Annotated in this window: 23 protein-coding genes; 15 read left to right on the top strand and 8 right to left on the bottom strand. The window is 44.0% G+C overall.

Annotated features, from left to right (window positions below):
* Positions 1 to 96 precede the first annotated feature (96 nt).
* Positions 97 to 1,383 carry a DUF945 family protein gene (locus tag PAE54_RS02625; RefSeq protein ID WP_326518318.1) on the top strand — a complete coding sequence of 429 codons (1,287 nt, stop codon included), beginning with the start codon at positions 97 to 99 and terminating at the stop codon, positions 1,381 to 1,383.
* Between the two features lie 53 nt (positions 1,384 to 1,436).
* On the opposite strand, the gene rlmKL is transcribed toward PAE54_RS02625, so the two are convergent.
* Complete coding sequence (gene rlmKL, locus PAE54_RS02620) at positions 1,437 to 3,641, bottom strand: bifunctional 23S rRNA (guanine(2069)-N(7))-methyltransferase RlmK/23S rRNA (guanine(2445)-N(2))-methyltransferase RlmL (protein WP_326518317.1); 2,205 nt, start codon at positions 3,639 to 3,641, stop codon at positions 1,437 to 1,439.
* Between the two features lie 252 nt (positions 3,642 to 3,893).
* Between rlmKL and PAE54_RS02615 the strand changes: the two genes are divergently transcribed.
* The 6 genes from PAE54_RS02615 to PAE54_RS02590 all read left to right on the top strand — a co-directional run bounded on the left by PAE54_RS02615 (position 3,894) and on the right by PAE54_RS02590 (position 9,763).
* Complete coding sequence (locus tag PAE54_RS02615; RefSeq protein ID WP_273776860.1) at positions 3,894 to 4,187, top strand: hypothetical protein; 294 nt, start codon at positions 3,894 to 3,896, stop codon at positions 4,185 to 4,187.
* Positions 4,188 to 4,370: 183 nt separating this feature from the next.
* Positions 4,371 to 4,718: a hypothetical protein gene (locus tag PAE54_RS02610; protein ID WP_326518316.1), complete on the top strand. Its 348-nt coding sequence runs from the start codon at positions 4,371 to 4,373 to the stop codon at positions 4,716 to 4,718.
* Between the two features lie 222 nt (positions 4,719 to 4,940).
* Complete coding sequence (locus PAE54_RS02605; RefSeq protein WP_273776858.1) at positions 4,941 to 5,957, top strand: aspartate carbamoyltransferase catalytic subunit; 1,017 nt, start codon at positions 4,941 to 4,943, stop codon at positions 5,955 to 5,957.
* 10 nt (positions 5,958 to 5,967) lie between these two features.
* Positions 5,968 to 7,206, top strand: coding sequence for a dihydroorotase (locus PAE54_RS02600; RefSeq protein WP_326518315.1), 1,239 nt, complete (start codon positions 5,968 to 5,970; stop codon positions 7,204 to 7,206).
* Between the two features lie 185 nt (positions 7,207 to 7,391).
* Positions 7,392 to 8,897 carry an OmpA family protein gene (locus PAE54_RS02595; protein WP_326518314.1) on the top strand — a complete coding sequence of 502 codons (1,506 nt, stop codon included), beginning with the start codon at positions 7,392 to 7,394 and terminating at the stop codon, positions 8,895 to 8,897.
* Between the two features lie 74 nt (positions 8,898 to 8,971).
* Entirely contained in the window at positions 8,972 to 9,763 is a 792-nt protein-coding gene (locus tag PAE54_RS02590) for a Rossmann-like and DUF2520 domain-containing protein (RefSeq protein WP_326518313.1), read from the top strand.
* Here the strand turns inward: PAE54_RS02590 and trmB are convergent.
* On the bottom strand, positions 9,747 to 10,463 hold the full coding sequence (trmB, locus tag PAE54_RS02585) for a tRNA (guanosine(46)-N7)-methyltransferase TrmB (RefSeq protein ID WP_326518312.1): 717 nt from the start codon (positions 10,461 to 10,463) through the stop codon (positions 9,747 to 9,749). The genes PAE54_RS02590 and trmB overlap by 17 nt on opposite strands.
* A 458-nt stretch (positions 10,464 to 10,921) precedes the next feature.
* On the opposite strand from trmB, the gene PAE54_RS02580 reads away from it, so the two are divergent.
* Positions 10,922 to 11,533 carry a glutathione binding-like protein gene (locus PAE54_RS02580; RefSeq protein WP_326518311.1) on the top strand — a complete coding sequence of 204 codons (612 nt, stop codon included), beginning with the start codon at positions 10,922 to 10,924 and terminating at the stop codon, positions 11,531 to 11,533.
* Between the two features lie 53 nt (positions 11,534 to 11,586).
* On the opposite strand, the gene PAE54_RS02575 is transcribed toward PAE54_RS02580, so the two are convergent.
* The 5 genes from PAE54_RS02575 to PAE54_RS02555 all read right to left on the bottom strand — a co-directional run bounded on the left by PAE54_RS02575 (position 11,587) and on the right by PAE54_RS02555 (position 14,356).
* Positions 11,587 to 12,372 (bottom strand): thiazole synthase, encoded by a 786-nt coding sequence (locus tag PAE54_RS02575; RefSeq protein ID WP_326518310.1) that lies wholly within the window; start codon positions 12,370 to 12,372, stop codon positions 11,587 to 11,589.
* A 14-nt stretch (positions 12,373 to 12,386) separates the two neighbouring features.
* A complete protein-coding gene (gene thiS / locus PAE54_RS02570) occupies positions 12,387 to 12,584 on the bottom strand; it encodes a sulfur carrier protein ThiS (protein ID WP_326518309.1) in 198 nt (65 codons plus the stop codon).
* A gap of 17 nt (positions 12,585 to 12,601) precedes the next feature.
* The gene (locus PAE54_RS02565; protein WP_326518308.1) at positions 12,602 to 12,967 is read right to left on the bottom strand and encodes a DUF423 domain-containing protein; all 366 of its coding nucleotides are present in this window, start codon (positions 12,965 to 12,967) and stop codon (positions 12,602 to 12,604) included.
* Between the two features lie 136 nt (positions 12,968 to 13,103).
* Positions 13,104 to 13,976, bottom strand: a complete 873-nt coding sequence (rpoH, locus tag PAE54_RS02560; RefSeq protein ID WP_326518307.1) for an RNA polymerase sigma factor RpoH — start codon at positions 13,974 to 13,976, stop codon at positions 13,104 to 13,106.
* Positions 13,977 to 14,116: 140 nt separating this feature from the next.
* Positions 14,117 to 14,356, bottom strand: coding sequence for a sulfurtransferase TusA family protein (locus PAE54_RS02555; protein WP_326518306.1), 240 nt, complete (start codon positions 14,354 to 14,356; stop codon positions 14,117 to 14,119).
* Positions 14,357 to 14,739: 383 nt separating this feature from the next.
* Between PAE54_RS02555 and PAE54_RS02550 the strand changes: the two genes are divergently transcribed.
* Together PAE54_RS02550 and rhlB are read left to right on the top strand one after the other, a co-directional pair.
* Positions 14,740 to 14,952, top strand: coding sequence for a cold-shock protein (locus PAE54_RS02550; RefSeq protein WP_005177104.1), 213 nt, complete (start codon positions 14,740 to 14,742; stop codon positions 14,950 to 14,952).
* Positions 14,953 to 15,053: 101 nt separating this feature from the next.
* Positions 15,054 to 16,205, top strand: coding sequence for an ATP-dependent RNA helicase RhlB (gene rhlB / locus PAE54_RS02545; RefSeq protein ID WP_273776847.1), 1,152 nt, complete (start codon positions 15,054 to 15,056; stop codon positions 16,203 to 16,205).
* Positions 16,206 to 16,261: 56 nt separating this feature from the next.
* Here the strand turns inward: rhlB and PAE54_RS02540 are convergent, their stop codons facing one another.
* Positions 16,262 to 16,642, bottom strand: a complete 381-nt coding sequence (locus PAE54_RS02540) for a hypothetical protein (RefSeq protein ID WP_326518305.1) — start codon at positions 16,640 to 16,642, stop codon at positions 16,262 to 16,264.
* 203 nt (positions 16,643 to 16,845) lie between these two features.
* On the opposite strand from PAE54_RS02540, the gene PAE54_RS02535 reads away from it, so the two are divergent.
* From PAE54_RS02535 to PAE54_RS02515, 5 genes are all read left to right on the top strand, one after another.
* Positions 16,846 to 17,421 carry a nitroreductase family protein gene (locus PAE54_RS02535; RefSeq protein WP_326518304.1) on the top strand — a complete coding sequence of 192 codons (576 nt, stop codon included), beginning with the start codon at positions 16,846 to 16,848 and terminating at the stop codon, positions 17,419 to 17,421.
* Positions 17,422 to 17,458: 37 nt separating this feature from the next.
* Positions 17,459 to 18,532 (top strand): NAD(P)H-dependent glycerol-3-phosphate dehydrogenase, encoded by a 1,074-nt coding sequence (locus tag PAE54_RS02530; protein WP_326518303.1) that lies wholly within the window; start codon positions 17,459 to 17,461, stop codon positions 18,530 to 18,532.
* A 61-nt stretch (positions 18,533 to 18,593) separates the two neighbouring features.
* Positions 18,594 to 19,055, top strand: coding sequence for a SixA phosphatase family protein (locus tag PAE54_RS02525; RefSeq protein WP_326518302.1), 462 nt, complete (start codon positions 18,594 to 18,596; stop codon positions 19,053 to 19,055).
* Positions 19,056 to 19,437: 382 nt separating this feature from the next.
* Positions 19,438 to 20,442 carry a quinone-dependent dihydroorotate dehydrogenase gene (locus PAE54_RS02520; RefSeq protein WP_326518301.1) on the top strand — a complete coding sequence of 335 codons (1,005 nt, stop codon included), beginning with the start codon at positions 19,438 to 19,440 and terminating at the stop codon, positions 20,440 to 20,442.
* A 2-nt stretch (positions 20,443 to 20,444) separates the two neighbouring features.
* Positions 20,445 to 21,017: a CvpA family protein gene (locus tag PAE54_RS02515; RefSeq protein WP_326518300.1), complete on the top strand. Its 573-nt coding sequence runs from the start codon at positions 20,445 to 20,447 to the stop codon at positions 21,015 to 21,017.
* Positions 21,018 to 21,040: the final 23 nt, after the last annotated feature.

Here is a 21,040-nt window from a genome sequence, read left to right as displayed (position 1 = left end):
AAAAGCAAGATAAGTTGTTTATTTATAAAACAATTGTGATTTGTACTTTTTAATTTATACTTACGCTGAACAATAAATAAACAATCAGAGTTCAATATGTCTAAATTAAAATGGGGTGTGGGGGCAATCATTGCACTAAGTGCAACAGCGGTTGGTGGACATTTATATACCGCCCAAAGTTTGAAATCCTTTTATCAGCAGGACGTCATTCCTCAATCGGAAAAATTTTCAGTACAGTATCAGAATTTTGAAATGGGACTTTTACGTGGGCAGGCGGATTGGCATGCACAATTACGCCTCGATCCCTGTAAGCCGAATGAAGTCATCCGATTTCAGGGGCAGGATCAGATTCACCGGAGCTGGGATGGTTATCGCATTCACTCCCAAATTAAGCTGATTCAGGCAGAGCCATCGGTACAAAAATTATTTGAAGTACCCCTACAGGCAGATACACGTATCACTTGGACCGGCCAGACCCAGACTACGCTCACCACGCCGGCTATCAGCCAGAAACTCAATAATCTTCAAATCACTCTGGATCCGATGCGGTTAACGATACAAGGTAAGCCAAAAGAGCAAGAGTTTAAATTGCTTAAACTGCAATTGGAAATGCCAAATTTGACTGTAACTGACCAGGCGTCTTATTTGCAATTGTCTGGACTTAAGTTTGCAACCGATCAAGGTTTAAACCAGCAGCTTTTAGAGGCTGGTAAGACGGAGATGCGTCTGGAACGCATGAAAGTCATGGGAACAGGACTACGGAAATCCAGACAGGCTGAATTGCGCAATCTGCATTTTGAAACACAAACTGAGCTGACTGAACGGGTCGTTAATACACAGATGACTTTCGGCTTAGAAGAAATGAGTTTCCCAGGCACATCGGGTCTACGTGATGTGAAATTTAATTTTGATCTGAATGAGGTGCATCAAGGAAAGTTGTTTGAGGTTCTGCAAGTGCTGAAAAATGCAGAACAAAACTGTGTGCCTGTGAATGCATTACTGAAACAACTTGAACCTGCTCTGGTTGGAATGATGAATGAAGGCTTTGCTTTTGCCTCGAAAGACAACCAGATGAAAGTTGAACAAGGCTTTGCGAAAGCAACGATCAATGGACGGGTCATGCCTAGTCATCAGGCGAATTTTGAGAACCTTTGGAAGATGATGCCGCGTTTGCTGGAGTATAACGCGGAACTACAATTTGATAAAAATCTGGTTGCGGCATTGATGAAAGGCGTGCTCGGCCAAGGCAAGGGGAGTTCGGATCAGGAAATTGAAAATATGCTGACAAAAATGCAGGAGTCTGGCCAGCTCAAACGTGAAGGTGATGTCATGAAAATGGCAGTTGAATACAAGTATGGCGAGAAGAAATTTTTAACTGAATAATAAAGAAAAAGGCCGCATCAGCGGCCTTTTTACCAGCATTTCTAAACGATGCATTACACTTGGTAATGACGAATTCTCCAGGCACGGTGAATTTTCTGGTTTCGTTTAAAATCAGGTCCGATGGTGTCTTGCGTGATTTCTTCCACATCAAACAAGGCTGGAATTTCCTCATCCATCTCAAAACCACGGTAGTTGTTAGAGAAGTACAGGGTACCGTCACTGGTTAAGCGGTTCATGGCACGCTTAAGCAATGATACATGATCGCGTTGTACATCAAACGTTCCATAGAACTTTTTCGAGTTGGAAAAGGTCGGCGGATCAATAAAGATCAGGTCATATTGCTCATGGCCGTCTTTGAGCCATTCAAAACAATCACTTGCGAAGAATTGATGCTGTTGATCGGCATGATCGACGGTTAAACCATTGAGAACGAAGTTCTCTTTTGACCAATTTAAATAGGTGTTCGACAAATCGACACTCGTCGTACTCGCAGCACCACCCAAAGCCGCATGTAAGCTCGCGGTTGAGGTGTAACTGTACAAGTTGAGGAAGTGTTTGCCACGAGCTTCATTGGCGATACGCAAACGGATCTGACGGTGATCCAAGAACAAACCGGTATCCAAATAATCGGTTAAGTTCACTAGAATCTTGGCTTTGCCTTCCTGCACAATAAAACGTTTAGAAGCGGTACTTTGTTTGGTGTACTGACTTTTACCTTCCTGACGTGCACGGGTTTTAATAAATACTGCATCACGTGGTAAACCGGTCACCGCACGAATGGCAGCCAAAGCCAGATTAAAGCGTTTTTTAGCTTTCTCTGGGTCGATCTTTTTGGGTGGTGCATATTCTTGCACATGCAGGCGATCACCATACAAGTCGACCGCTAAGTTAAAGTCTGGCAAATCTGCATCATAGAGACGTAAGCAGTAAATATTTTCTTTGACTGCCCATTTTTTCAGGGTTTGCATGTTCTTTTGCAAACGGTTACTGAAATCTTCAGCCCCTTCAATTGGTTCAAACTGCTGAGGTTGCCAGTTGGCCAAGAAAGGTTGAGTGACTGTTGCAGGTTTGATGGTGCCAAAACGGATATAGATCGGCAGTTTCCCGTTCATCAAACGTAAAGTTTGAGGCTCATAAAAAGCCAGCACATCAGCCTGTTCAATCTGGGCAGCAATAATCGCAGCATGCTGGTTCGGGAAATGCTGTTGTAACAACGCAGATAAGCCCAGATATAAGGCACGGTTAGAGGCTTTGTCACCGAGACGTTCGCCATAAGGCGGGTTAGTCACAATCAGCGCTTTTTTACCTTCAGCGTTGAAATCCGGCCAGTCTGCCAGCGTGCGTTCTTCAATCTGAATACGATCGAGCAGCTTTTCAAAACCTGCAGCCATGATGTTTTGGCGAGTGGCTTTAATCGCTTCCCAATCTGCATCAAAGGCATAAAATTGAGGTAAGGGCTGAGCCAATGCTTGTTCATGACGTTCAGCAGCTTCAGATTTGAGTTTTAACCACAATTCACGGTCATGTCCATGCCAGCCATTAAAACCAAAGCGGCGAACCAGACCCGGTGCACGGTCGGTCAGAATCAGTAAGGCTTCGATAATAAAAGTACCTGAACCACACATTGGATCCAGAATGATGTCAGGGTTGAGTTCTTTTAACTTGGCTTTTTGCAAAATGGCTGCAGCCAGGTTTTCTTTGATTGGCGCATCGGTCATATAACGGCGATAGCCACGTTTGTGCAACGAATCACCCGAAAGATCCAGGCAGTAGGTATGTTCAGTTTTACCCGCAAGGACATACAGTGTGATTTCAGGTTGTTTGGTGTCAATGCTCGGACGACGGCCAACCGCTTCCATAAAGGCATCAACAACACCATCTTTGACCCGTAAAGTCGCGAATTGGGAATTGACCTTGATTTCGCGTTCAACATGCAAACGGATGGCAAAGGTACTTTGTGGTGCAAAAATCAGTGACCAGTCAAAACTGATTGCACCTTCGTAGAGTTCTTCTGCGACATCACGGGCATCGTGGGTACGTTCTAACTCATAGGTATGGATAGGTAACAGCACACGCGATGCCAGACGTGACCACATACAAATGCGATAAGCTGTTTCTAGGGTTCCTTCAATGATTAAACGTCCGGCTTTACGTTCGGTCACTTTGCTCCCGAGTTGTTCGATTTCTTCCTCGAGCAGCTGTTCCAGACCATCGGCACAAGTAACCCAATAGGTGTTTAAACGTGAAGACGTATTCATAAATGAGGTAAACCAAAGCTTATAACTATTAACTTGGCAAAGTTTAACGTATTTCGCTGTGTAAAGCTTTGGAAATTATTGAGCTGCATATTTGTTTTGTCACTCATCTAAATGAATGAAATTACAGTGGAATTTGCTATTAATCTGAATATAATTGATTTCGCCAGTGGGGAACGTTGCATAAACTGGCACAGTTGAACGACTTTTTAATAATTTTAATTGTATAGGAACGAAAGAATCATGGAATCTAGCATGAGCAATGGAATGTTGGCACATACGGAATCTTTTTCAATTGCCACACAGATTTATGTGCGATTACGTCGTGTCAGTGGGCGTGTGATTGATGCCATGTACCTGGCTGAAAATACGGAATATGCGCGTTATGTGACGGATTTAGCCTTGGCTACGGGTGATCCTGAACTCGCGCAACAAGTGACGCGACTAGGTGTGGTGATGGGTTTAAACTCACAACCTACTGCTAAAACTGAAGTGAAAAACTCTCAATTGACTGAAGCAGAAGTAGTGAAAAGTTTTAGTATGTTTTAAAAACTGTTTATCGGACAGGATAATCTGCTGACAGGACATCCAGATCGTGATTCTGATCAAAAAATATTAAATTGGTATGTATTTTGCTAAATAAAAACTGACATCTAATGGGGATTCAAGCCCCCAATGATGGCCATTGTTTTTAACCATTTTGATTATTTTTATTTCATGGGGAACGGTCGAATGAAACAAGCAATCAGTCATGGATTTGTGGCAAACAGCGAATCTTTTTCAATTGCTACGCAGATTTATGTTCGGCTCAGACGTGTCACAGGCCGTGTGGTGGATGCCATCTATCTGGCTGAAAATCCAAGCTACGCCCGCCATGTGATACAACTGGCACTTGCCACACAAGATGAAGAATTGGCACGTTATGTCGATCGTTTAACGGCGGTGATGCAATCATCATCGGATCATGCATTTTCTGAGCAAACAGCTGCAGCACCAAGCGCTGCATATGATACTGAGCCTAGTCCAGAAGAAATCTATCAGGCACAGGTATCGCATCACTATATTGGTGCATTGCGCTAGCACCCAAGGCCTTAAATAACCTAGGTGGTTTAAGGCCTAATCAAATTCTTTGGTATTGCTCAGTTGCTACTTTTCCTGATGAATATCAACTATAAATCCTATCGGGCCTATTCAACGATTGTCTTATCGTTTGCTGTCAAAGCACGCAAAGTTCTTCTGCGAAAAAGATAGATTTGGGCTACACTATGCACGTTTTCGCGATTCGACCTATAGGAATCCATTATGCATATTGCGGCCTTGCATCAACCTAGCCAGATTCAGCTCAACCAGCATGGCAATCTCAAGCATTTCTTGACGATTGAGGGCTTGTCTAAAGAGAATCTCACAAAAATTCTAGATACGGCTCAAAGTTTTCTTGATGATAATAATAATCTGATCAATCGTCCGCTGCTTGAAGGCCGGACAGTGATGAACCTGTTTTTTGAAAACTCAACTCGTACCCGTACGACTTTTGAAGCTGCGGCCAAACGCCTGTCAGCCAATGTGTTGAATATTGATATTGCACGTTCAAGTACCTCAAAAGGGGAAACACTGCGCGATACGCTATGGAATCTTGAAGCCATGGCAGCTGATATATTTGTGGTGCGTCATTCTTCTTCTGGCGCTGCGCATTTTATTGCCAACACGGTTTGTCCGAATGTCGCGATCATTAACGCGGGTGATGGCCGCCATGCACACCCAACCCAAGCCATGTTGGATATGTTGACCATTCGCCGTGAAACGAAAAAGCCCTTTGAAGCCTTGAGTGTGGCCATTATTGGCGATATTAAACACTCACGTGTGGCGCGTTCGGATGTGGCCGCTTTACAGACTCTAGGGTGTAAAGATATTCGCGTGATTGCGCCAAATACCTTGTTGCCTGTTGGCTTTGATGAATATGGTGAACATGTTCGTTTATTCAACAACATGGATGAAGGTGTGCGTGATTGTGATGTGATTATTGCTTTACGCATCCAGAATGAGCGTATCGACTCACCCGCACTCGCGTCTCAATCCGAATTCTACAAAATGTATGGACTCAATAAAGAGCGTCTTGCCTTGGCGAAACCTGACTGTATCGTAATGCATCCGGGACCGATGAACCGTGGTGTTGAAATCGATTCAAGCATCGCAGATGGACCACAGTCGGTGATTCTAAAACAAGTGACCAATGGTATTGCGGTGCGTATGGCAGTGTTGGCTTTGTCGATGCAGGGCCAATTACAAGCACAAGGTTTAATTGAAGCAATTGCGGTTTGAGGATGTTCACATGAGTATTGTAAAAATTGAAAATGTCCGTGTGTTAGATCCGATCCAGAACACCGACACAGTACAAACCGTTTATTTGCAAAATGGTCAACAGGTTGCCGCTACTGCACAGGTTGATGAAACCATTGATGGTCAGGGCAAATGGTTGATGCCGACTATGGTGGATTTGTGTGCCCGTTTGCGTGAGCCAGGTCAACAGCAGCATGGTACGCTGAAATCTGAAGGTCGTGCTGCACGTGAGAATGGCATTCTGCATGTGATTGCACCACCTGATTCTAAGCCAATTGTGCAGGACAATGGCGCACTGATTCATGGCTTGCAGGAAAAAGCCATGCTCGATGGTGGTATTTATCTGGACATTATTGGTGCGCAAACTCAGGGCCTGAATGGTAAACAACCAGCCAATATGGCAGGATTGAAAAAAGGGGGTTGTAGTGCAGTTTCCAATGCCAATGCAGCATTTGCGGATGATGATGTGGTGATCCGTACCCTCGAATACGCAGCAGGTTTGGGCTTGACGGTCGTGTTTTACGCAGAAGAGCCTCAGATTGCCAAAGATGGCTGTGTACACGAGGGCTTTATCGCTTCACGTCAGGGCTTACCGATGATTCCAGCGATCGCTGAAACTATCGCGATTGCGAAATATTTGTTGATGATTGAAGCGACAGGTGTCCGTGCTCACTTTGGTTTGCTGTCTTGCGGTGCATCAGTTGAACTGATTAAGGCTGCCAAAGCAAAAGGCTTACTCGTGACAGCGGATGTCGCGATGCATCAACTGCATTTAACTGAACAATTAATTGATGGTTTTAATGCACTGGCGCATGTGCGTCCACCTTTACGCTCAGAGCAGGACAAAAACCTGTTGCGTCAAGCGCTTAAAGACGGTGTGATTGATGCAATCTGTACGCATCATGAGCCATTGTCAAGTTCAGCAAAAATGGCACCTTTTGCCGAGACTCAACCAGGCATCAGTGCTTTTGATACCTATGTAGCATTGGGTGTGCAACTGGTGCGTGAAGGCTTGTTCACGCCATTGGAATGGGTGGAAAAAGTGACTCTGGCACCAGCAAAAGTAGCCAATATGTTTGAGCGTTGGCAGCAGCAAGCAGGTTGGGTGCTGGTCGATCCAGAACTGCACTGGGTGGTGAATAAAGAGAGCATCTTGTCACAGGGTAAAAATACACCGCTGTTGCAGCAGACCTTGACAGGTAAAGTGTTACAGACTTTTATTCCAGCATAATTCGATATCTTCGCTTGAAAGGTCAGCTTCGGCTGGCTTTTTTTATGTGCAGTAGTTTTGTTGGGGTCTTAGCGAAGTTTTGTTACTACTGAACACTTTTATTGGTATTCGTTGCATTTTGTCAAATAGAATAAAAAACAATCAAATTCAGCATAATAAAAATAGACCAGTGCGAGGAGATACGCATGAGTTTGAACTTTATTGATTTTTTAAAACAACACGTGTCTGCCATGGTGTTGGAAGGTGACAGTCAGAATTTACTCGTCAAGAGTCAGGCCTTATCTGCGTTTTATCCCGTTTTTTTGAGTATTCTACACGCTTATCCTGAGCGGATTGAAACTTTACAGAACCATTTAAAACCGACACTTTCCGACGTGTTTCAGGGACATCCCGTCATTCAGCAACAGTTTTTACAACAGGTGAGTGCTACAGCACCTCAGGCAGAAATTGCAGCCGTATTAAATCAGTCTATCGCGCCCACGCTTACGCTTTTGGCTGAGCAAGCGGGTAATCGTGATGCAATCGCGATTGAACATTTCCTCCAGCAGCACGCTGCAGAGATTCAGCAAGCTTTACCGGAGTGGGCGACTATACTGCTCAGTGTGCTTGGAGCACAGACCGAAACCATTGAAACTGTTGATGGATTGCCTAGCCAAGCTATTGTTACTGAAACCCAGCAGGAAAAGGCACGTTCTGGATGGCTGTTTGCCGTGCTGGGATTACTGATTTTTGCATTTCTTCTGGCATTTTTGTTGCGTACATGTGACCAACGGCGGGAAGTTGAATCCACCACTGCAACCTCGGTGGTTGGTACGCAGCCTGCGATGTTCCAGATTTCTATGGGGCATCAGGGAGAATTGGTCACCTGCCGAATTTACTCGGGTGACTTAAACTATATCGAAATTTTACAGGGGCAGGTAAAACAGATTTTTAATCATGCCAATGGGTGTGGTGCAGATCATCAAAGTAAATACCATCAAACCTTTACCAATCAGGATGCCTTGCCGAGCGTATTGAAATTATTGAAAGATGTGCCCAATATTATGCTGACGTGGCAAGGAACAGAGATTCTGATTCAATCTTCAAACAATGCCCGCGCGCAGGCAATTGCTCGTGAAATTCAGAAACTGACCCCAAATATGCAGGTACGTGTAGTTCCACCCCAACTCGATGCTGCGGAAACGATGAAACAGGATCAGCAACAAAATGCTGCAATTTATAGTAGTGTGGAGCGTGCAGAACAGGCGTTGGCTCAGCTTGATGTCAATCAGCTCAGCCCCTTGGATATTGCCACAGCACTGAATATGCAGATTATCAATTTTGATAGTGGGTCGGCCAAGATTCCTGAACTGAACAAATCTGTATTAACCCAGGCCGCGGTGCTGATCCAGCGTGTACCGAATGTTCATGTCACTATTATGGGCCATACTGATGCTGAAGGTGATGCCCAACAGAATAAAGTACTCTCTCAGCAACGTGCACGTGCCGTAGCGGAATATTTTGTCCATCAGGGTGTAGAGGCCAATAAAATCAGTGTGCTGGGTTATGGTGAAGAACAACCTGTGGCTGACAATGCAACGGATGAAGGGCGATTTAAAAATCGTCGTATTGAATTCAAGGTCGAGAATACCGAAACCGGCAAGGTCAGTGAAGTAACAGAGGCCGCGGTGAAACCCATCAAAGTATCATAAAATGAACGCCCTGTTGGTACAGGGCTTTTTTTTTGAGCCAGACCTGCTAAGTTATTTGAAACTGGAGAATAACCATGAAAATTTCCATTATTGGAACAGGTCGGGTTGCACATCATTTGGCGCAAAAATTAAACCTTGTGGGACAGACGATCGTTCAAATTTATGGCCGTGATCTGGTTAAAGCACAGGCCCTAGCCGATAGAGTTGCTGCGCAAGGGATCACGGACTATGCGTCTTTACAGTCTGTGGATTTGGTAGTTATTGCCGTGAGTGATTCAGCGATTGCGGATGTGATCGATAAGGTGCATCGCTATATATCAGACAGTTTGATTGTGCATACGTCAGGGAGTACCGAGCTTCAGGTGTTAAGCCAGAAACATCAGCGCTCAGGTGTATTTTATCCCTTGCAGACATTTAGTTTGCAACGGGAAATTGATTGGTTAAATACGCCAATTTTTGTGGAGGCTGTTGTTGAAGCGGATCAGCAGGCCTTAAATGATTTGGCTCAGCAACTGAGCGATCGCGTTTATATCTATAGTTCGCAACAGCGCTTAAGCTTGCATCTGGCAGCTGTGTTTGCCTGCAATTTTAGTAATTATTGTTATGATCTAGCCAAGCAGATTGTAGATCAGCAACAGGTGGATTTTAGCTTGTTATATCCATTGATGCTGGAAACTGCATATAAAGCCACGCAGCACGAACCGCAACAGATGCAGACAGGGCCTGCGATGCGGGGCGATAAAAAAATCCTGAACTTACATCAGGCGATGCTCAGTCAGCAGCCCGAGTTACAACGTATATATCAATTGATGAGTGATGGCATCATGCAACGCCACCACTCGGAGCAGTCTAGTGAATCTTTTTGAAGATAAAGTCATTAATCTTATGGCCTGCTTCAATCCCGCGACGTTCAAACTTGGTTTGAGGACGCCAATCTGGGCGAGGGTGGCTATTGCCTTTGCCTGCAAGGTTTTCCAGATTCGGGCGGTTGTCTAACACATCGAGCATCCATTCTGCATACGGTTCCCAGTCGGTTGCAGCGTGGAAAGTACCGCCAAGCTCTAGTTTTTGTTCGACTAACGCCATACGTTCATGGGCCACAAAGCGACGTTTGAAATGACGTTTTTTCTGCCAAGGATCGGGGAAATACAGCTGCACGCAGTTGATGCTGTTATCCGGCATTTCACGCAAGACCTGGATGGCATCTGCATCAAGTAGACGCAAGTTTTTCAAACCCGCCATTCCCGCTTCATACACACATTGCGCAATACCAGGTACATGCACTTCAATACCGACAAAATTGCGTTCAGGATTCGCTTTTGCCATCAAAACTAGGGAACGCCCCATTCCAAAACCAATTTCCACGGTTAAGGGACGCTCTGGATGTTCAAAATGCTGGCGCAGGTCACCTACAGGGTATTCCAAAATCAGTTCACGATACTGTTCAAGCGCAGTCCGTTGTGAGGTATTTAGCGGCGAGGAACGACGCATAAAAGTCACAATTTCACGGTGCTCATGCAAATTGTCTAGCTCTACAATTTGCGGGTCTAATTGATCGTTCGACATAATCTTGGAAATTCAAAAAATGAAAAGCGGTATTTTAAGTCTTAGGCAGGGCAAGTCAAACCTTTTCAAGCAATCAGACGTTCCGAAAAATGAGAGGCTTTGGGTAGCCAAAAACGGAGTAATAGATATTTGTGTTCTTGGTCTGAAAATAATGTTCATAAAATAGTCGTATTCGGTTGCGACAATAAAACATGGGTTCGACAATACAGCAATCGCCGGCTTGTGTAGTGGTGGGTTTAGTGCTGAGTTATCTGAGAGTCTGTATCCAAATGGCTATAGTGAACGATTTGTTGAGCAAAACAGTAAAACTTAACTTGAAAAAATGCTTGGCTTACTAGATATTGCTTAAATAAAAGATTTTTATCATTTACGCTTTTTTGTAATTGAATGAAGTTCTTAGCTTGTAAATCATAAAAAAGCGTTTTAAAACATTAAGAGTGTAATAACAAGGAACATTTATGAAACTTTATTATTCGCCGGGTGCAAGCTCATTGGCTGCCCATATTATTTTAAATGAAATTAATGTTGATTTTGACTTAGAGCGTGTGGACCTAAAAACGCATACCACTGAAAAAGGCATCAATTATTACGAGATTAACCCAAAAGGGTATGTGCCTGCATTAGAAATTAATCCGGGCCTGATTTTGACAGAAGCAGTGGCAATTTTACCGTTCCTGGCACAGCATGATCCAAAGCAAGATCTGATCCCACCATCAGGTTTGGGACGTGCCAAGGTATTAGAGTGGTTGGGTTATTTGAACTCAGAACTGCATGATGCCTATGCGGTATTTTTCACTGGTCCACTGACTGAGCCAGAAAAAGAAAAAGCCTATAAAGAAATCGACCGCCTGCTGAGCTATATCGATAAAACCATTGGTGAGTCAGACACTGATTATCTAGTGGATGATAACTTTGGCCCAGCGGATGCGTATTTATTTGTGATTACCAATTGGTCAAACTATATCAAGCATGACTTAACGCCGTATAGCCATATTAATGCTCTGCGTGACAAAGTGGCTGCGCGTCAATCCGTGCAGATCGCGATGCGCGATGAAGGTCTGATTGCTTAGGTGTAGGCAATAAAAAAGAGCCGAAATATGGCTCTTTTTTATGGAAACAATTTTTATTTAAAGAAATAACCTGTTTCAGGTGATGAGGCATTTGCCATACGTTTACGTAGCATGCGACCCGCCAAGAATGCTTCACGGCCAGCTTCCACGGCTTTTTTCATCGCAGAAGCCATCAAAATTGGATTTTGTGCTGCTGCAATTGCAGTATTCATTAATACGCCGTCACAGCCTAGTTCCATGGCAATGGCAGCATCACTGGCTGTACCTACACCGGCATCAACGAGCACGGGCACTTTGGCATTTTCTTTAATGATCGAAATGGTATGTGGATTCAGGATTCCTAAACCAGAACCAATCAGGCTACCTAGTGGCATAATCGCTACACAACCCATGCTTTCGAGTTCTTGTGCAACAATCGGGTCATCCGAAGTGTAGACCATAATCTCAAAGCCATCATCGATCAGGGTGCGTGCTGCTTTGAGGGTTTCAGTAATATTGGGATAAAGCGTTTTTTCATCACCCAAGACTTCGAGTTTAACCAGGTTGTGGCCATCTAATAATTCACGCGCGAGCATACAGGTACGTACGGCACTATTGGCATCAAAACAGCCCGCAGTGTTTGGCAGGATGGTATATTTCTCAGGAGGGATAACAGAAAGCAAGTTCGGCTGATCAGGGTGCTGCCCAATGTTTACCCGGCGAATCGCAACCGTAACAATTTCTGCACCACTGGCCTGAATGGCTAAATCGGTTTCAGTGAGATCTTTATATTTACCTGTACCTACCAGCAGACGTGATTGAAAGGTACGTGAACCGATAATAAGAGGGGTGTCTTGCATGGGAGAGCTCCGAATTAACCGCCACCGACAGCGTGAATAACTTCTATACGATCCTGATTACAAATCGGCGTTTGTTCCAGTTTGCTTTTAGAAATGATCATTTCATTTTTTTCTACAGCAAAGCGTTTGCCTTCAAGTGCCAGTTGCTGCACCAGCTGTAACAGGTTTTGACACTGAGTTTCAGTCAATTCGCCATTAAGATAAATGTGCATGATTCAAGACTCCATCTTCATTTTGCGTATTTATAAGCATTCCAGGCGAGAGTCAGCCAGCCTAGAATCATGAGAAGACCACCAAGCGGGGTGATCATTCCCAGTCCGCGTGGTAAGCCCAAGGTCATGATGTATAAGGAACCACAGAACAACAGGATACCGAATTGGATCAACCAGAAACTTGCTTTAATGGGCAATTGAGGGATCACTTTGGCCAAGATAGCAAGTGCGAGCAATCCCAACGCATGGTAGAAAAAATAATCTGTCGCTGTTTGCCACCACGCCAGTTGCACTTCATTTGCCCGTGCTTTTAGGCCGTGTGCTCCAAAAGCGCCTAACATGACTGCGCAAGCCAGATTCAAGGCTGCAATGACAATCCACATAAGCCAAATTTGATCAAGAAAATTTGTGGCTTACCTTAGCATAAAAGCAAGAGCAGGATAAGAGTTAAAGCAGGTTGTGTTGTTCAGCCCCATAAAAAAAAGCCGAGATGACTCGGCCTTTTTTATCATGATCTGATTAGTTGGAGGACATGGCAATTTTGATTTTTTCCATCGCATTTTTTTCCAGCTGACGGATACGTTCTGCAGACACGTTATATTCAGCTGCCAGTTCATGTAGTGTGGACTTATCATCATCAAGCCAACGGCGTTGCAGAATATTACGTGAACGGTCATCCAGCTGATCCATGGCTTCATGGAGGGCAGAGGTGCTTTGTTCTTCCCAATCTTCATTTTCTACCAGACGTGCAGGGTCGTAGCGGTTGTCTTCCAAATACAAGACGGGTGCGACATGGCTGGAACCTTCATCGTCATCATCGCCAGAAGCTTCAAAAGCGGCATCATAGGCAGTGAGTCTGCCTTCCATTTCTAGCACCTGCTCAGGTGTCACATTTAGATCATTCGCAATCGATTGCGCTTCTTCGAGTGTCAGTTTTTTGCTGGATTTTTTCAGACTGCGTAAATTAAAGAACAGTTTGCGCTGTGCCTTTGTGGTGGCAATTTTAACAATACGCCAATTACGGATCACGTATTCATGAATTTCAGCTTTAATCCAGTGTACGGCAAAAGAAACTAGACGCACGCCCATATTCGGGTCGAAGCGTTTGACCGCTTTCATCAAGCCTAGATTGCCTTCCTGAATCAGATCACCTTGAGGTAACCCATATCCCGCATAGCTACGTGCAATATGCACGACAAAACGTAAATGAGACATCACGAGCATTTTGGCTGCATCGAGATCCTGATCATAATAATAACGTTCAGCAAGCTCTTTTTCTTGCTCGGCAGTTAAGATTGGAATCTGGTTGACAGTGCTGATATACGCACCGAGATTTACGCCTGGCGCAGATAATGACAGGGGCATCAACTGATTGTTGCTGCTGTCACTCATGAGTTCTCCTTATAGGAAGCAGGTGAGGTTACCAATACAATCATCTTAATTCGAACGGGGTTCATCATTAAGGAAAATTCGGTAGAGAAATGTAAATGTTTATATGGATTTGCCAATCTGGTTAGTCTAATCGAAAACAATTAAGATTCAATTAAATAGTGGTATTCCGTTTCAGAAATTTTTTCTGCTTGGCACTTTAACTGATGCATCTGACAATAGCGCTGTACATCAATCTCACTATGCGGGTCAGAAGATTTCAGTAGAAAAATTTGCCCCTGAGCACTGGTTTTTAACGCCCGCTTTAACATGAGCAAAGGCATCGGGCAGGGTTTGCCTAAGGCATTAATTTCCAGTGGGGAAGCAGCTAAGGTCTCAGACATCACGGCTCATCGAATGAATTAAACAAAAGCAGTATGTTAGCAAACAAGCCTAGGATGCCCAACCAAGAAAAATAAAATTCTATAAAATTAGGCTTTTGTAGAAAAACAACAGGCATCACAGAAAAGAGACTAAACATTCTAGAAATAAGCAAAAAAACTTCTATTAATTGTTATAAACCCGTGTTAAGCTCGATGCCGTATTTAGGTTTAATACCAATAAACATTGTTTTTAAAACCTTTTACAAATGGATGTAACCGGGATTTTGTTAATAGTTTTACAGAATGATTACAAGCTTAGAAATAATAAATATTTTTAAACCTTGTTTGCTCTGCTGTTTGCAACACCGGGTGGTCCTTTTATCTCACTTACAGAGGATTAACTTATGACAGCTCGTGAACAAGGCGTAGTAAAGTGGTTTAACGACACTAAAGGTTTTGGTTTTATTCAACGCAATGGCGGTGACGATGTATTCGTTCACTTCCGTGCAATTCAAGGCGAAGGCCACCGTTCTTTACGTGACGGCCAACGTGTTGAATTCAGCGTAGTTAAAGGCCAAAAAGGCTTCCAAGCTGAAGAAGTTCAGCCGTTAGACTAATTTAATTTAGTCAATGGTCAGACGCTCCAATTTTTGAATTGGGGCGTTTTTGTTTATAATGGGTCACAATTTCTGTGATTGATAGTTTGAGCACAAGTTTTATGGTAGCTGGTTTTGAAACCTTGAATTTACATCCGCAACTGAAACAAGCGATTGATGCTTTAGGGTTTAAGCAGATGACCCCCATCCAGCAGAAGGTTTTGCACTTCACTTTGGCTGGGCATGATGCGATTGGTCGAGCACAGACCGGTACGGGTAAAACAGCAGCTTTCTTGATCAGTATCATTAATGATTTACTGAATAATCCGATTACAGAACCTCGCTTTCGTGGCGAACCACGGGCCTTGATTCTTGCACCTACACGTGAATTGGCTTTGCAGATTGAAAGTGATGCCAAAGAGTTGACCAAATTTACCAACCTGCATTTGGTGACCTTGCTAGGTGGTGTTGATTTTGACAAGCAGAAAAAACAGCTGGATCAGAATTTTGTCGATATCATGGTGGCGACACCGGGACGCCTGATCGATTTTGTTGAGCAAAAAGAAGTCTGGTTGGATCAGATTGAATTCTTAGTCATCGATGAAGCAGACCGTTTGCTTGATATGGGATTCATTCCTTCCGTTAAACGTATCGTACGTTTTTCACCGCGCAAAGAACAGCGTCAGACCCTCATGTTCTCGGCCACCTTTAGTTATGATGTGTTGAATTTGGCACAGCAATGGTTGTTTGAGCCGGTTACGGTTGAAATTGAGCCGGAAAAGAAAACCAATGCGGATGTCGAGCAGCGTGTTTATATGGTGGCACGTCAAGACAAATATCGTTTATTACAAGATATCCTGCGGGATGAACCCATTGAAAAAGTCATGATCTTTGCGAACCGCCGTGATCAGGTGCGCCGCTTGTATGATCATTTGAAGCGAGATGGCTATAAGGTAGTCATGCTTTCAGGCGAAATTGCCCAAGATAAGCGTCTAAAAATGCTGGATCAGTTCAAAAATGGCAAACATAATATTATGATTGCGACTGATGTTGCAGGTCGTGGTATTCATGTGGATGGAGTTTCACATGTGATTAACTTTACCCTGCCAGAACAGTCAGATGATTATGTGCACCGGATTGGCCGTACTGGTCGTGCAGGTGCTCAAGGCGTGAGTATTAGTTTCTTGTCGGAAGACGATGCCTTCTACTTGCCTGAAATTGAAAAAGCGATTGGGCAAAAATTGCCATTAACCCGTTTAGACGGGTATTGCTAGATCTGCACTATGATTAAAATGATGAAAACCCAATTCCTGTGAATTGGGTTTTTTTGTTACTGGGCTTTGCAATAGAACGTCAAGGTAGTTTGGTAGTCATCATCGCGAGAAAGATCCGTGCTTTTTCCGGTAAAGATGCCAATGACACCACTCGCAGCCTGCACCATTTTTCCGGTTTCTTCATCTACAAGATCTTTAAGTACGCCCTGATACGTGGTTTTTTCATCGACGACAACAGGCGCAGCTTTGCTACCACAAGTCTGGTTGGCTGCATTAATGGCGTTATTTTTTGCGATCAGGTTGGTTTTACCGATACCAGTGACTTCATATTGGTTATTGGGCTTTTGAACGGCAAGTGTATGTTTCGGTGTTGATGCACAGGCGCCCAGCACTAGACCGAGCAAGATTGTACTTGTAACTCGTAAATAATTTTTCATGGTGAAGAACCCGTAAAAACTTGGACTTGGTTATTTCAGCACAGTTTCTAGTGCTGTGTTTGTATGACTTGTATGAACATTGCAGTTTTATTTTCTATGCAATGTATTGCATGCAGTTTAGGCTGAAAAATGTTGAGGGCATAGAGTAAAGCACTTTGAATATGCTAATCTAAATTCAGTAATGATTATAGATTTTAATATTAATGACGGATTCAGTAGTCGATACAGTTCACCACAATATTCATCAACGCCAGTCGATTGGCCAGTTGGTTGAGCCAGCACCAGATGCTGCTCAACTCGAACGAGCTTTTCAGGCGGCATTGACCGCACCTGATCATCACCGTTTAAAGCCGACGCGCTTTATTGTTGTTGAAGCGGCTCAGCGAGCAGCATTTGGCCAGCTTTTGGCAGGTGCTTTGCAAGACTTGGGTGAAACCGATGCTGTGCAGCTGGATCGTGTGCAACAACATCCGTTTCGCGCCCCGCTGTTGGTTTTGGCACTGACCCAGATACATGACCATGCCAAGGTTCCGGCATTTGAGCAATTGCTCAGCAGTGGCGCCGCGATTCAGAACTTTTTATTGTCTTTACAGGCGCAGGGGTTTGCCAGTATGTGGCGCACCGGCGCGGTGGTTGAATCACAGTGGTTGAAGCAACAGCTTGGCTTGCAGTCTCATGACTTTATTTCGGGCATTATTTATATTGGCACGGCAGCTAAAGCAATCCCTGCCCGGGCTGATATTCAAACTCAAGATTTTGTCCAATTTTGGACAGTATAAAAATCCAGCACTATAGACTTCTTTAGGGATAACAAGAATGACGGAATTAAAATTTACTGATTTGGTTGAACCGGTAAATGTTGATCAGAAAACCGCCTTGAGAATTACGGTGTTGGGTGGGGGTAGTTTTGGAACGGCTATGGCGAACATTGCAGTGCGCAATGGTTGCGATACCATGATCTGGATTCGTGATCCTGCCACTGCAGCTGAGATTAATAGCACCCATGTCAATAAACGCTATCTGCCAGATTATGTTTTAGAGCCTGGCTTGCGAGCAGAGTCTGATCTGGAAACCGCTGTCCGAGACCGCGATATTATCTTGGTGGCAATTCCGAGCCATTCTTTTCGTGATGTGTTGCGACAAATCAAACCATATATTAGTGCACAAGCGGTCATTTCACTAACCAAAGGCATTGAAGCCAATACCTTTAGTTTTATGAGCGATATTATTCGGGAGGAATTACCCGAGGTACCTTATGGTGTATTGTCAGGGCCTAATTTGGCGAAAGAAATTATGCAAGGCATGCCGGCAGGTACTGTGATTGCCAGTGAATCTGAATTGGTACGCTATGCCGTTCAGCAGGCCTTGCATAGTGCACTTTTCCGTGTGTTTGGGAGTGATGATGTGCATGGGGTTGAGTTGGGTGGTGCACTGAAAAATATTTATGCTGTGGCGATGGGGATTGGTGCTGCTTATAACATTGGTGAAAATACCAAAAGTATGATCATCACGCGTGCTTTGGCTGAAATGAGCCGCTTTGCCGTTAAGCTTGGAGCCAACCCACTGACGTTCTTGGGGCTGTCAGGCGTAGGGGATTTATTTGCAACCTGTAATAGTCCGTTAAGCCGTAATTTCCAAGTGGGTTATGCGTTGGGTAAAGGGAAAACTCTAGAGCAGGCGACACAGGAATTGGGACAAACGGCAGAAGGTATTAATACCATCGTGCAGGTGCGCAAACGCGCCGAGGAATTGGATGTTTATATGCCGATTACCAATGCCTTATACGAAGTGATTTTTGAACATGCGCCGCCACTGAATATCGCTTTGTCATTGATGAAGAATGGCCATCGTAGTGATGTTGAATTTGTACTGCCCCATCATGAAGTGTGATCATTAATTTTTAGTTGGCTCGACAAAAAACGAAGTTGAGCCATGTACAGGGAGTGAAAATATGCAACTGACATTGGTGCGTCATGGTGAAGCGATACCGGAAGGTCGAGGTCAAGAGCAAGATGCAAAACGCCCTTTAACTCCACGTGGCCATCAACAAGCCCAACAAACCGCAGCATATTTAAAAGATCAGATTCAGCCGGATGTTTTTGTCGTCAGCACTTTATTGCGAGCGCAAGAAACACTGGAGCATCTTCAGCAGTATTTTCCAGATGTACCGGTCTTTATATGTGACAAGATTAAACCAGATGATAACGCCAAAGACGCGATTGAATGGTTATCACAGTTACCTTATGAATCCATCGTGGTGGTTTGTCATATGAATGTGGTCGCTCATATTGCAGAGCAGCTTACCCAGCAGCCTTATCATCCATTTGCTTTGGCCGAAGCACGCATTTATGAACAAGCCGTCATTGCCAATGGTTTATCCACTCAGCAAAAAGCTTTTATTCCAACGGCTTGATCGATCAATTGGGCTAGATTCACGGGTTGATTGTGGTTTTAACATGAATGGTTCAGGTCAGTAGACTCGAGCCGTTTTTTAGAGCGGGTTACATTTTGGGTATGTTTCACCTTGAAGAGCAACCGGATGATCATTTTGATGGGATGGTCAGGCTTGTAAACGAATTGAGCTTAGAAACAAAATAGCTTTCGATCTTTTAAATTTGTAAACCCTTTTAGAGTAGGCTTAGCAATTGATTCTTAATGCTTATTGGTTCGCAAAATTAGCTTAAATTAGCACCGTTTTGGCTTGAACGGGTAAAAATAAAGGCAGATCAAGCATGGTGTTTTAAGCCACCTGTGCCTATAATATGGCGACTTAAAAGCAGTAGACTTTCGTAGATATGTTGTATTCACTGGCTCGCCCTTTGTTGTTTTCTTTAGCACCAGAGCGTGCGCATGATTTGACATTATCCTTACTGAAATCCGCCCATCAGATGGGCGTGATCCGCGCGAATAGTATTGCAAAACCGGTTACCTGTATGGGGATTCAGTTTCCTAACCCAGTGGGTTTAGCAGCCGGTCTAGATAAAAACGGTGCTTATATTGATGCGTTGGCGGCACTCGGTTTCGGCTTTATTGAAATTGGAACGATTACACCGCGTCCTCAACCAGGCAATCCTCAGCCACGTTTATTCCGTATCCCTGAAGCCAAAGCGATTATTAACCGTATGGGTTTTAATAACGCCGGTGTGGATCAGCTGATTGAAAATGTAAAAGCAGCAAAATTCAAAGGTGTATTGGGTATTAATATTGGTAAAAATGCCGATACACCAGTTGAAAAAGCAGTCGATGATTATCTGATTTGCTTGGAAAAAGTCTATAACTACGCCTCTTATATTACGGTTAATATTTCTTCACCGAATACCAAAAACTTGCGTAGCTTGCAAAGTGGCGATGCATTAACAGAATTATTGGAAACCTTAAAAAATCGTCAGCTGCAATTGGCTGAAGAGTATCAGCATTATGTACCACTGGTATTGAAGGTTGCGCCTGACCTGAATCCTGAGGAAATTGAATTTATTGCAGCTAAATTACTGCAATTCAAGATCGATGGTTTGATTGTAACCAATACTACTTTGTCACGCGAAGGGGTGGAAAACCTGCCATTTGGTGATGAAGCAGGTGGTTTATCCGGTGCGCCAGTCTTCGAGAAAAGCACAGCATGTTTAAGTCGTTTTGCTGAATTGTTGCAAAATAAAATCCCATTAATTGGTGTTGGTGGTATTGTGTCAGGAGAGCAAGCACTTGCAAAACAGCAAGCCGGTGCAACGCTCGTGCAAGTGTACAGTGGTTTAATCTATACGGGACCGAGTCTGATCAAAGACTGCGTCGATGCTATGACCTGATTATGAACACCCTTGATCTCATCATCCTGATAATTTTGCTCATTGGGGGGCTAAACGGTTTGCGACAAGGATTGCTAAAAGCCTTTGCGAACTTGGTTGGATGGATTTTTGCCCTAATTGTGGGTGCAAAATATGCCAATCTGCTCGCACCCTCTATGCAGGCACTGAGTCAGGATCCGGTGGTGCAAAAGATTGCGGCCTTTGCGTTTCTTGTGCTGTTTATCATTGTTTGTACCTGGCTGGTAACTGCGATCTTAAATGGTGTATTGAAATCCCTCAAACTTGGTCCCATAAATCGTTTGGCCGGTGGTGCTTTTGGAACCTTAAAAGGTCTGCTGATTGTACTGATCACAATGCAGGGACTGGGTCCTTGGGTAGAAAGCTCCCCACACTGGAAACAGTCCAAATTTATTCAGAATTTATTACCTTATGCGCCGATGGCCAGTGAAGTGTCGAAAGACGTGGCGAGTGAAGCGTGGAAACAAATGAAGTCCGAAGAAGGTTCTCATCAACCTTCCGTTTCTGATCCTGTGAAGTCACGGTCAGAACATTCAACAAATAATCCTTTTAATTAATCCCTAGCTGGTCTGCGAGGTTG

The organism is Acinetobacter minutum (assembly GCF_035916735.1).
Classification (GTDB): domain Bacteria; phylum Pseudomonadota; class Gammaproteobacteria; order Pseudomonadales; family Moraxellaceae; genus Acinetobacter.
Note: the sequence above shows the minus strand (reverse complement) of the source record. Positions and strands in the feature narration are given on the sequence as shown.

Coding starts and splice junctions, on each gene's coding strand:
- PAE54_RS02625 (WP_326518318.1), top strand. CDS start 97: ATGTCTAAATTAAAATGGGGTGTGGGGGCAATCATTGCACTAAGTGCA.
- rlmKL (WP_326518317.1), bottom strand. CDS start 3,641: ATGAATACGTCTTCACGTTTAAACACCTATTGGGTTACTTGTGCCGAT.
- PAE54_RS02615 (WP_273776860.1), top strand. CDS start 3,894: ATGAGCAATGGAATGTTGGCACATACGGAATCTTTTTCAATTGCCACA.
- PAE54_RS02610 (WP_326518316.1), top strand. CDS start 4,371: ATGAAACAAGCAATCAGTCATGGATTTGTGGCAAACAGCGAATCTTTT.
- PAE54_RS02605 (WP_273776858.1), top strand. CDS start 4,941: ATGCATATTGCGGCCTTGCATCAACCTAGCCAGATTCAGCTCAACCAG.
- PAE54_RS02600 (WP_326518315.1), top strand. CDS start 5,968: ATGAGTATTGTAAAAATTGAAAATGTCCGTGTGTTAGATCCGATCCAG.
- PAE54_RS02595 (WP_326518314.1), top strand. CDS start 7,392: ATGAGTTTGAACTTTATTGATTTTTTAAAACAACACGTGTCTGCCATG.
- PAE54_RS02590 (WP_326518313.1), top strand. CDS start 8,972: ATGAAAATTTCCATTATTGGAACAGGTCGGGTTGCACATCATTTGGCG.
- trmB (WP_326518312.1), bottom strand. CDS start 10,463: ATGTCGAACGATCAATTAGACCCGCAAATTGTAGAGCTAGACAATTTG.
- PAE54_RS02580 (WP_326518311.1), top strand. CDS start 10,922: ATGAAACTTTATTATTCGCCGGGTGCAAGCTCATTGGCTGCCCATATT.
- PAE54_RS02575 (WP_326518310.1), bottom strand. CDS start 12,372: ATGCAAGACACCCCTCTTATTATCGGTTCACGTACCTTTCAATCACGT.
- thiS (WP_326518309.1), bottom strand. CDS start 12,584: ATGCACATTTATCTTAATGGCGAATTGACTGAAACTCAGTGTCAAAAC.
- PAE54_RS02565 (WP_326518308.1), bottom strand. CDS start 12,967: ATGTGGATTGTCATTGCAGCCTTGAATCTGGCTTGCGCAGTCATGTTA.
- rpoH (WP_326518307.1), bottom strand. CDS start 13,976: ATGAGTGACAGCAGCAACAATCAGTTGATGCCCCTGTCATTATCTGCG.
- PAE54_RS02555 (WP_326518306.1), bottom strand. CDS start 14,356: ATGTCTGAGACCTTAGCTGCTTCCCCACTGGAAATTAATGCCTTAGGC.
- PAE54_RS02550 (WP_005177104.1), top strand. CDS start 14,740: ATGACAGCTCGTGAACAAGGCGTAGTAAAGTGGTTTAACGACACTAAA.
- rhlB (WP_273776847.1), top strand. CDS start 15,054: ATGGTAGCTGGTTTTGAAACCTTGAATTTACATCCGCAACTGAAACAA.
- PAE54_RS02540 (WP_326518305.1), bottom strand. CDS start 16,642: ATGAAAAATTATTTACGAGTTACAAGTACAATCTTGCTCGGTCTAGTG.
- PAE54_RS02535 (WP_326518304.1), top strand. CDS start 16,846: ATGACGGATTCAGTAGTCGATACAGTTCACCACAATATTCATCAACGC.
- PAE54_RS02530 (WP_326518303.1), top strand. CDS start 17,459: ATGACGGAATTAAAATTTACTGATTTGGTTGAACCGGTAAATGTTGAT.
- PAE54_RS02525 (WP_326518302.1), top strand. CDS start 18,594: ATGCAACTGACATTGGTGCGTCATGGTGAAGCGATACCGGAAGGTCGA.
- PAE54_RS02520 (WP_326518301.1), top strand. CDS start 19,438: ATGTTGTATTCACTGGCTCGCCCTTTGTTGTTTTCTTTAGCACCAGAG.
- PAE54_RS02515 (WP_326518300.1), top strand. CDS start 20,445: ATGAACACCCTTGATCTCATCATCCTGATAATTTTGCTCATTGGGGGG.